The sequence below is a fragment of the Cupriavidus pauculus genome, from assembly GCF_002858765.1.
Classification (GTDB): domain Bacteria; phylum Pseudomonadota; class Gammaproteobacteria; order Burkholderiales; family Burkholderiaceae; genus Cupriavidus; species Cupriavidus pauculus_B.
In genome coordinates this window covers 126,636-136,552 of sequence record NZ_PJRP01000020.1, presented here as the reverse complement: position 1 = coordinate 136,552, position 9,917 = coordinate 126,636, and the positions used below count along the sequence as shown (strand labels likewise).

At 65.6% G+C, this 9,917-nt stretch carries 9 protein-coding genes; 8 read left to right on the top strand and 1 reads right to left on the bottom strand.

The genetic code is table 11. From position 1 onward, the window contains the following. Positions 1 to 263 precede the first annotated feature (263 nt). The 8 genes from CYJ10_RS29160 to CYJ10_RS29130 all read left to right on the top strand — a co-directional run bounded on the left by CYJ10_RS29160 (position 264) and on the right by CYJ10_RS29130 (position 8,149). On the top strand, positions 264 to 653 hold the full coding sequence (locus CYJ10_RS29160; protein ID WP_101684906.1) for an OsmC family protein: 390 nt from the start codon (positions 264 to 266) through the stop codon (positions 651 to 653). Between the two features lie 412 nt (positions 654 to 1,065). After that, a complete protein-coding gene (locus CYJ10_RS29155) occupies positions 1,066 to 1,887 on the top strand; it encodes a hypothetical protein (protein WP_101684905.1) in 822 nt (273 codons plus the stop codon). 503 nt (positions 1,888 to 2,390) lie between these two features. Further along, positions 2,391 to 2,651 (top strand): hypothetical protein, encoded by a 261-nt coding sequence (locus CYJ10_RS35360; RefSeq protein ID WP_445347047.1) that lies wholly within the window; start codon positions 2,391 to 2,393, stop codon positions 2,649 to 2,651. Beyond that, the gene (locus tag CYJ10_RS35355; RefSeq protein ID WP_445347046.1) at positions 2,543 to 2,791 is read left to right on the top strand and encodes a helix-turn-helix domain-containing protein; all 249 of its coding nucleotides are present in this window, start codon (positions 2,543 to 2,545) and stop codon (positions 2,789 to 2,791) included. Before CYJ10_RS35360 ends, CYJ10_RS35355 begins: the two co-directional genes overlap by 109 nt. Positions 2,792 to 2,888: 97 nt before the next feature. Next, positions 2,889 to 3,221: an Hpt domain-containing protein gene (locus CYJ10_RS29145; protein ID WP_257993587.1), complete on the top strand. Its 333-nt coding sequence runs from the start codon at positions 2,889 to 2,891 to the stop codon at positions 3,219 to 3,221. Between the two features lie 114 nt (positions 3,222 to 3,335). Continuing rightward, positions 3,336 to 4,310, top strand: coding sequence for a DedA family protein/thiosulfate sulfurtransferase GlpE (locus CYJ10_RS29140; RefSeq protein WP_101684904.1), 975 nt, complete (start codon positions 3,336 to 3,338; stop codon positions 4,308 to 4,310). Positions 4,311 to 4,399: 89 nt separating this feature from the next. Continuing rightward, positions 4,400 to 7,024, top strand: coding sequence for a hypothetical protein (locus CYJ10_RS29135; RefSeq protein ID WP_101684903.1), 2,625 nt, complete (start codon positions 4,400 to 4,402; stop codon positions 7,022 to 7,024). Positions 7,025 to 7,138: 114 nt separating this feature from the next. Further along, on the top strand, positions 7,139 to 8,149 hold the full coding sequence (locus CYJ10_RS29130; RefSeq protein WP_101684902.1) for an LLM class flavin-dependent oxidoreductase: 1,011 nt from the start codon (positions 7,139 to 7,141) through the stop codon (positions 8,147 to 8,149). Positions 8,150 to 8,244: 95 nt separating this feature from the next. Here the strand turns inward: CYJ10_RS29130 and CYJ10_RS29125 are convergent, their stop codons facing one another. Further along, positions 8,245 to 9,807: a methyl-accepting chemotaxis protein gene (locus CYJ10_RS29125; RefSeq protein WP_101684901.1), complete on the bottom strand. Its 1,563-nt coding sequence runs from the start codon at positions 9,805 to 9,807 to the stop codon at positions 8,245 to 8,247. Positions 9,808 to 9,917 lie beyond the last annotated feature (110 nt).

Here is a 9,917-nt window from a genome sequence, read left to right as displayed (position 1 = left end):
CAGCGCTGCAAACCTCGCAACCCCAACCCCCTGCTGACCCCGCAACCCTTGTCGCTGCTGCGTTTGCAGCGCGGTTCGTGTTGCGAGGGGGCGAATATTAGATGGGATTCGGCAGGTGCGCAAGCCCTTTGTCATAAAACGGTTAAAAAACCCCCGAAGCCAGGATTGCGTCACTCTGCGAGCGACCGACGCAGTGCATGTATAGAATCGAAACTCCCCGGCCGCATGGCCCTCCCCTCACAGGAACCCAGGAACCAATACCGATGACAATTCAAGCCAAATGGCTGGCCGACTCAGGCTCAAGCGTCTGTGATCTCGGCAACGGCACGGCGCACTGGCAGGCAGACCTCGATGCCCCGATGGGCAATCCGTCGATTCCAAACCCGCACGACCTGTTGGACTCGGCTCTCGCCGCCTGCACCACCCTCACACTCCAGATCTATGCCAAGCGCAAAGGCTACGATCTCCGCGAGATACACGTCAGCGTGGCGCACGAAGAGACGCCTGGGTCCTACAAGCTGATCCGGCACATTGAATTGCAAGGCGACTTGGCGCCGAACGTACGCGACGATTTGCTGCGTGTGGCGAACAAGTGCCCGGTACACAAATCGCTGAGCGCCCAGATCACCATCGACACCACACTGGCCGCCTGAGTAGCAGAAGGCCGCGATTGACATCACAAATGATAACCATTATCATTTGTGCTCTCGGGTTTTGACACGACCTGAGTCAGCAAATGGGTTACCGGACACGCTCGTGTCCGGCCTTTTTTCACCCCGCCTCACCCATCCCCCAGCATTCGAGCCGTTCCTCGGCCGCGCGTCATCTTCCTGTCCTGCAACACACGCTACGTTGTCCTGCTGCGCAAAGCAAAGCGGATCCCAATTTGCATCCCGCGAACGTGGGGGCAGGTTTCAAACTTTGTTCGATGGCCCACGAAACCAGTGTTGACAAGCGGCTCAATGCGCACTTATCCGCTTTCTTGGTCATTCATCGAGGCTTAACATGGACCCAAAAAAGAACATCGGTTGCTCAAGTCAGGGAAGCATCGGGAGCGGGGACATCTTGGCGAATTACCTAGAAGAGTATTGCGCGCGTATCCGCCGTGGCGGCATTCGCGGAATCGCAGAAAAGCCAGTCGTTGTGGATCAGGACGGGACGTATGTCATGAAATATGTTCCGTTCGAGCATCGAAACGAGAATGCCAGGCTGGTGCTGGTCAGCACGACGCCCGGCCACGCGCACGTGCAATTGGCCGCTGCGGTGACCGACGAACTGCTTCGTGCGCACACGCCCGGTCGCGTTATCCAGCGCGAGCACAAGCGGCGGGTGGAACTGGGCGGGCGTATGGTCCGGCCCAACCTGATCCGGATGCTGGATCACTTCCGCATTCCGGAGCTGATCGGGCAGCCCCATGCCGCCGCCCTCTGGAACGAAGGATTCGGCGCCATCCAGCCACTGGCCTTGTTGCCGCATGCCACCACCCGGCGGGGCCTGGCTTTCGATGGAACGCTGGATGACCTGCTGGACGCCCCCATGCTGCGCATAGTGTTCGACAACCTGTTCCTGAGCGCCCTGCGGCAATGTCGGCCCGATGCCGTCTACATCGCGCTGGGCCGGACGGCCTGGGCTGCGCTGCAGCACGCGGCCGGCCAGGGCGTGCTGCAGCAAGACCGGTTGCTAGGCATGATGCCGGTGCCGGCACGGGCAGGCAGCATGGTGCGCTACTTTCTGCGCGAGATCAGCGAGCGCGACCTTTCGCCCAATGATCCAGTACGGCATCGTATCGACTGGCTTGACGCCGCGCACGCTGACGTGGAAATCGCGGTCCGCCGTTTGCGCGCCTCCGCGGCGCCGACGAGCCAACCCGCCCAGCTGATCGCATAGCATCGCCGGATTTGTGCCGCATGCCCCACCTCAGTGGGGATTAGCGCACCTGCGGCAGGTCGATATCTCTCTTTGAGGAATCTGACCTCCTCGCATTCCCGATTCGCGACCCCCGTAACGCACGGAGGGTCGCTATTTTTTTGGCCGGGACAATGTCACGGCACGTCACCCGCCTGACGCAACGCCGATTTCGCCCAACTTTCAGACTGCTTGCGGAAATTTCCTACAGCAATTGCGGAAGCGTCGCATTCTCGGCGGCGGGGTCGCTCCTTATACTGGGTCGCCAGATGAAACAGCCGGCCCATCCTGTTGGCCATGCGAGCAAGGCATGACAACCATCCTGATCGTTGACGATCATCCAGCGTTGCGACTCGCGCTACGCGCCCTGTTGTCGCAACTGCCGGGCATCAAGCACTAAACGAAGCGGACAATGGCCAGACGGCCATCGACATCGTCAGGAAATCAGGACCGACCTCGTCATCCTCGACCCGGACATCCCGCGCATGAGCGGGCTCGACGCCGTGCCGCGCATGCGCGCCGTCCATGCGGATGTGCGCGTGCTGGTACTGACCGCGCAGGATGCCGTACCGTTTGCCGCCCGGGCGATGCAGGCCAGGGCGCAGGGGCTTCAGTCTTCCCCTCCACATCCCGCGACATGCCGCGCGAGCTTCCGCGCGACGGGCAGTCTCTCAACGACAGCGAAGGACTGGGCAAGCTCACAGACAAGGAGATGGAAATCCTCCGCATACTCACGCGCGGCATGACCAGCAAGGCCATCGGCAAGGCCCTGTTCATCAGTAGCAAGACCGTGAGAGGCTACAAGACGCGCATCATGAACAAGCTCGGCGCCGAATCCCTGGTGGATCTGGTCGACTTCGCGCGCCGCTGCCGGCTGGTTCCATGACCTCTGGGGGTACATGCACCCATCTGGCCGCCGACGAACGCCACGCCATCGGTATCGCGGTGCGGGGGCCGCGTGCCGTGACGCCACTGTACAGGCCATGCTGGTGGCCCGCCCGCTGGACGGGAATACCACTGACCTGCAAGCCTTGCGCAACGGCGTCGCCCTGCGAGACTGGCCTGCGGTGCAGCGAAGCCTGCATCGCATCAAGGGCAGCGCGGCCCTGGCGCGCTGCAACACGCTCGTGGCCGCCGGCAAGTCGCTGGAATCGGCGGCGGGCCAAAGCAATGCCGCGGTAATCAACACACTGTTGCCGCGCTACACCGCTATCCTGAAGGAATTCAATGAGACACTACTGGCGTTGCGCCCAGCCAGATGCCAATACGATGGCGGTCACAGTCGGGACGCATCACCTTCAACGAATTTGAATTAAGCCAGCGCCAGCGGCGCGTGCACGCGGTGCGTCGTGCTGGCACACTGTAACGCCGGTACGGCGGGCCCCCTTGCTTCTACGCCGCCGGCAATGACCAAATGCGGGAGACATGTCGTGGGTGATCTGCAGGCCTTGCTCGATAGCCATGGATTGAGTCTGGTATTCCTGAATGTGCTGGCCGAGCAGGCGGGTCTGCCGGTGCCGGCCTATCCGATGCTGTTCGTGGCCGGTGCGTTGTCGATGCAGGAAAGCGGCCCGTCGATCGGGGCCGTGCTGTTCGCAGTGATCGCCGCCTGCTTGATTTCCGACAGCGCGTGGTACTTCGCCGGCAAGCGCCTGGGCCAGCCGATGCTGCGCACGATCTGCCGGGTCTCGCTGTCCCCGGATACCTGCATCCGCCAGACCCAATCGCTGTACCTGCGCGTCGGTCCGCGTTCGCTGGTATTTGCCAAGCTGCTGCCTGGCGCGGGCGCGCTGTCCACGGCCATGGCGGGCATGACGGCCACGCCGTTCCTGACCTTCCTGTTCTATGACGCGCTCGGCGCGCTGGTCTGGGCCGGCGGCGCGCTGCTGGCCGGCGTGGTCTTCAGCGACTTTGTCGACACTATCCTGGCGGCCTTCAGCGCCTATGGACACATCGCGGTCGAGATTGTGCTGGTCGGATTCGCGCTGTTCGTCGTCTGGCGCTTCTGGAAACGCTGGCACATGCTGCGCCGCACAGGACGCATTCCGCGCATGACCGTGATGGAAATGGAACAGCGCCGTGGCGCGGCCGATCGTCCGATGGTGGTGGTCGACGTCCGGGCGCATGGCACCTCGCCGATCGAGCGCATTCCTGGCGCCCTGGTCATGGAAATGCGTGCACCGTTCAGCGCACTGGCCGATCACGACAAGGGCACCGACATCGTCGTCTACTGTGCCTGCCCCCATGAAATGTCGGCGGCCGTGCTCGCCGAGCGGTTGCGCTCGGCCGGCTACCCGAATACCTGGGCGCTGGCCGGCGGATTTGATGAGTGGAAACGCCTGCAAGGCGCGCTGAATCCGCAGGCTGCCGCCACCGACGCGCCGACCCAGGCTACCGCCCACTAAGGCGGCCGCCGCCCCGCCCAACCGCCGCTTTCCGTTCTGCCGCTGGTTTCTATACTGGCCCCAGACGGTCTGTGCGCGAAAGGGGCGGCATGCCGGATGACGACAAAGGCTGGGCCGATTGCAGTTGGGCCGATGAAGCGGCCCGCGTGGCGCATCGTCGTCTCGCGCTGAACCTGCCCGAAGCACAGATTGCGCGCACGCGCCTGGCCCTGGCCCTGTCCGGCGGCGGCCTGCGCGGCGCTGCCTTTTGTCTGGGCGTCATGCAGGCGCTGGCCGAGGCTGACTGCCCTGCATCCGCACCTTCCGCACCTTCCGCGGACCCCTGCACCCCAACCGCGTCGCCGGCCAGCCGGTCGTTGCTGGCCCGCGTGGACTACCTGTCCACCGTCGGCGGCGGTGGCTACATCGGCGCATTCTTTACGAGTCTGTTCATCCCCGGCCGGCTGGAGCCTGGCACAAGCCCCCGGCAAGCCGCCGAATCGGCCTATCTCGCCTTGCGGGGCGATGCCGCCACCCCCGCCGGACGCCGCACCATGACCTGGCTGCGCGAGAGTGGGCGCGCGCTGACATCAACAAGCGTCGGAAAGGGCCTGCTGGCGGCCGTCGTCCTCGTGCGCAACTGGGTGGCGATGCAATGCATCCTCGGCAGCGTGCTGCTGGTGATACTGGCCTTGCTGGCGCTTGGCCTGCACCTGATCATCGGCGCGTGGCCCGGCGTGGGCCGCGACGAGATGGCGCTGCTATACGCCGCGCGGCGGGCCTTCAACGAACACCTGCCCGCCATCTGGTGGAGCGAATATCTGTGGCTGCCGATCGTGTCGGCGCTGCTGCTGGCCTTGCCCCCCGCCATAGCCTGCTGGCTCGTGTATCCGCGACCGGATCCCGCCGGTCAGCCTGCCCGTGTCCTGACCCGCGCCGTCTTGCTGGCCAGCATCGCCGGGGCGCTTGTGCTGCTGGAGACCTTCAAGACTGCCATCCTGATATGGCTCGTCGTGGCCACCTGCCTTGTAATCCTGCTGCCCACGGCGCGCGCCGTGGCCATGTACCGCGTGCGCGCCGCGCGGGCATTGCGCGGTGCGGCCATGATGACGGCCGCGCTGGCGGCACTGGGCATAGCCGACACCATCGCGCGCAGTTGGTATCTATATGGATCGATGGCGGCACGGCCATGGAGTGTTGCCGGCCCCGCCTTGGCTGCGGCAGCGCTTGCCTGGCTGCTCCACCACGGCGCCGCCCACCGCGACCCTGTTCCGCAAGCCGCCTCGCCCCATCTGGCATGCCCGACGTGGCGGCGCCTTCCCATGCCGTCTCTTGTGTCGCTGCTGACTGGCGCCGCCGCGGCGACGCTGGGGCTTCTGCTTGTCGCGCTGTGGTCGTGGATCGTGCTCTGGGTGCGCTGGGATGGCGGCGAGCCCGTTGACTGGCTGGTGTTCGGCAAGGCGTGGACCACACCGTCCCTGCTCGCCCTGGTACTGGCTGCCCTGGCCATCGCCGTCGCCATAGGGCGCGGTTTCGGCCTGTTGAACCTGTCGAGCCTGCAGCCGTTCCACGCTGCACGCCTCACGCGGGCGTACCTGGGGGCCTCGAACGGGCAGCGTTTTGCTGCGGGCGATTCGGCCACGTCGATGGATTCGCACGACGTGGCGCGCGACGATGCACTGGCGCTGGACGCCTACTACGACCCGCACGCATTGGCACCGCTGCACTTGGTCAACGTGACCCTGAACGAGACGATCGACGCGGCAGGGCAACGCATTCCGCGCGGCCGCAGGGGCAGGCCACTGTGCATCGGGCCCGGCGCCGCGCTGACATCGACGCATGCCGCTGCCGCCGTGTCAGCCGGCCTGTGTGTCCGGTTCACGGTCGATGGCAAGCCATGCCGCGCGGTGCCACAACTACCGGATTGCACGCCAGACCGGCCGCGCACGATCGGCGACTGGATCGCCGTCTCCGGCGGGGCCGCACCCATCGGGCCGGGCAGTGCCGTCACGTTTGGCGCTTCGCTGCTGGTCGGGCTGGCCAACCTGCGTCCTGGCATCTGGTGGCAAGGTCGCATGGCTACCGATGTCACCGGTGATCCGTCCCTTCGCGGCTGGCTCGGTACGCTGTTTCGGACGCAATGCCACCTGGGCCGCGAACTGGCCGCGCGCTTCCACGGCATGCGAGGCGACTGGCAGTATTTGTCGGATGGCGGGCATTTTGACAACACAGCGGTCTACGAACTGCTGCGTCCGGAACGGCTGATCGGCCTGATCGTGCTATGCGATTGCGGCAGCGACCCCGGCTACCGCTTTGCCGATCTGGCCAATCTGATCGGGCGCGCACGCGCGGATCTGGGGCTGGAAATCGAGGTGGACAGCGCTGCCGCACACGACCCCGTGCTGGGAGACGTCTTTGGTACGCCGGATGACTTTGCCGGCGACGCCCTTGCCAAAGCCGGCGACAAGGCAGCCATCCTGCTGAACGTTCACGACGCGGGGCAACCCGACACGCTCCTGGCCCGCATCATTGTCATCAAGCCTCGCCTGAACGCCGGGGCGCCGGACGCCGTGCGCCAGTACGGTGCGCAGCCACCGGCTTTTCCGCAAGAAGGCACGACCGATGCGTTCTTTGGCGAGGCGCGGTGGGAAAACCATCGTACGCTGGGCAGGGCGCTTGGCCGACGGATCGCCACGGGGCCGGTTGGCGCCCGACTTTTCGCCAAGGTTCCATGAGGCCCCACGGCCAGCATGGCCTCTTGCGCAGCGCAAGCACGATCATGCAGGTGTGACTACCATAGCCCGTCCCTGAATTTAATGACGTGCGGCATGCGCCGCGCGTAGCAAGCCATGATCCCCTATTCCCTGCTCGATCTTTCGCCAATCGCGGAGGGCAGCAACGCAGCCCAGGCCATGCACAACACGCTGGACCTGGCCCGGCACGCGGAACGCCTGGGCTTTCGCCGCTTCTGGCTCGCGGAGCACCACAACATGCCGGGCATCGCCAGCGCGGCCACGGCCGTGCTGATAGGCTACGTGGCCCAAGGCACGTCGACCATTCGGGTCGGCTCGGGCGGCATCATGCTGCCGAACCATTCGCCGCTGGTGGTGGCCGAGCAGTTCGGCACGCTGGCGTCACTCTATCCGGACCGGATCGACCTGGGCCTGGGCCGCGCGCCGGGATCGGACCAGGCCACGGCGCGCGCGCTGCGCCGCCACCTCGACCACGATACCGCCGACAGCTTTCCGCAGGATGTGGAAGAGTTGCAGGCCTACTTCGAGGACGTGCGCCCGGGCCAGCGTGTGCGGGCCGTGCCCGGCGCCGGCCTGAAGGTGCCGCTGTGGCTGCTGGGCTCCAGCCTGTTCAGTGCGCAGCTATCCGCCGCGATGGGCCTGCCGTTTGCGTTCGCGTCGCACTTCGCGCCCGGGTTCATGCGGCAGGCTGTCGACCTGTATCGCCGCACCTTCCGCCCATCCGAACAGCTCGACCGGCCGCACGTGATGCTGGGGCTGAACGTGTTCGCCGCCGACACCGACGACGAGGCGTGCCGCCTGTTCAGCTCGCTCCAGCAGCAGTTCCTGTCCCTGGTGCGCGGCACGCCCGGCCAACTCAAGCCGCCCGTGGATGACATCAGCCGCCTGTGGGACGCCAGCGAAGCCGACCACATCCGCCGATCGCTGGCCTGCTCCGTGGTGGGCGACCCGGCAGCGGTACGCGACGGCCTCCAGCGCTTTGTCGACGACCTGCGCCCCGATGAATTGATGCTGACCGGCCAGATCTACGACCACCACGCGCGACTCCACTCGTTCAAGATCGCGGCAGAGGCAATGCAGGCGGTGCAGAGGACGGCGGTGATTTGAGACGCAGCCAGCATCGGGGTGTCTGACAAATAAAAAAAAACCGCGGCCGAAGCCGCGGTTTTTTTGCCGGATGACGGCGGTGCCGTCGCGTCCGTTCAAACCCGTGCCAGGCGGAACGTCGAGACCGCGCGCATCATCGAGTCGGCCTGCTCGGCCAGAGACTGGGCGGCGGCGGCCGCTTCTTCCACCAGGGCGGCGTTCTGCTGGGTCACCGAGTCCATCTGCGTGACGGCCTGGCCGACCTGCTCGATGCCGGTGCTTTGCTCGGCCGACGCGGCGCTGATCTCGCCCATGATGTCGGTCACGCGGCGTACCGCGCCGACCACTTCCTGCATGGTCTCGCCGGCCTTGGTCACCAGCGTCGAGCCGTTGTCCACCTGCGCCACCGAATTGTCGATCAGCGTCTTGATTTCCTTGGCGGCGTTGGCGCTGCGCTGCGCCAGGTTGCGCACTTCGCCGGCCACCACGGCAAAGCCACGGCCTTGTTCGCCGGCACGGGCGGCTTCCACGGCGGCATTCAGTGCCAGGATGTTGGTCTGGAAGGCGATGCCCTCGATCACGCCGATGATGTCGACGATCTTGCGCGAGGCATCGTTGATCTCGCCCATCGTGGCCACTACCTCGCTGACCACTTCGCCGCCACGATTGGCGATTTCGGACGCATTGACGGCCAGCGCGCTGGCCTGGCGGGCATTGTCGGCGTTCTGGCGCACGATGCCAGTCAGTTCTTCCATGCTCGACGCGGTCTGCTCCAGTGCCGAAGCCTGTTCCTCGGTACGTTGTGACAGGTCGTGGTTGCCCGCCGAGATCTGGTTGGTCGCGGTGGCAATCGAACCGGCGGCGCCACGGATGTCGCCCAGCGTGGTCGACAGGCGGTGCTGCATCTGCTGCATCGCGGCCAGCACGCTGTGGTGGTCGTCGGCGCGCACCTGCACCGGCACGGTCAGGTCGCCGCCGGCAATGCGCGCCACGGCTTCCACGGCGTAGGCCGGTTCACCGCCCAGGCTGCGCTTGACCGTACGCATGATCATGCCCATGACGGCGGCGATCAGCGCGCCGATCAGCAGCGTGCTCAGCAATGCGTTGATCAGGTTGGCGCGGAAGGCGTCCTCGATGTCGATCAGGAACACGCCGGTGCAGACGAACCAGTCCCAGTCGGCCACGTAGCGACCATAGGTCAGCTTGCGCTGGGGGTTCTCGGTGCCGGGCAGGCGGCCGCGATAGGTGGAAAAGCCGGCGTCCTCGCCGGTGGTGCGGCGGGCGCCCTCCATGATGGCGCGGTACACGTACACGCCGTCGGGGTCCTTGAATTCGCCGACTTGGTTGCCCTCGGTCTGCGGCAGGCCCGGGTTCAGGATCACCTGTGGCTTGGAGTCGACGATGAACAGATAGCCGTTCTGGCCGAAGCGCATGGCGCGCAGGGCGTCCTTGGCGGCCTTCTGGGCGTCGTCCTTCGACATCGTGCCCTTGGCGGCACGCTCGGCATACAGCTTGACGATGCCTTCGCCCGTGGCCACCAGCGACTGCAGGCCATCGCGGCGCTCGGCCATCATCACGGACTTGGTATGGAAGGCGTTCCAGGCGCCGAGCGCAAGCAGCAGCACCCACATGACGGCGAGTGCCGCCCAGAGTTTGGCATTGAGGGTAAGTCGGTTCATGATGCGACAGGCTGAGGTCGATGGGAGAACTTCGCGGGACACACTTCGCAGGAGGTCTTCGTTGCCTCAGACATAACGGCATTTGCAGCGCAGCTTTTTAGCACCAGACT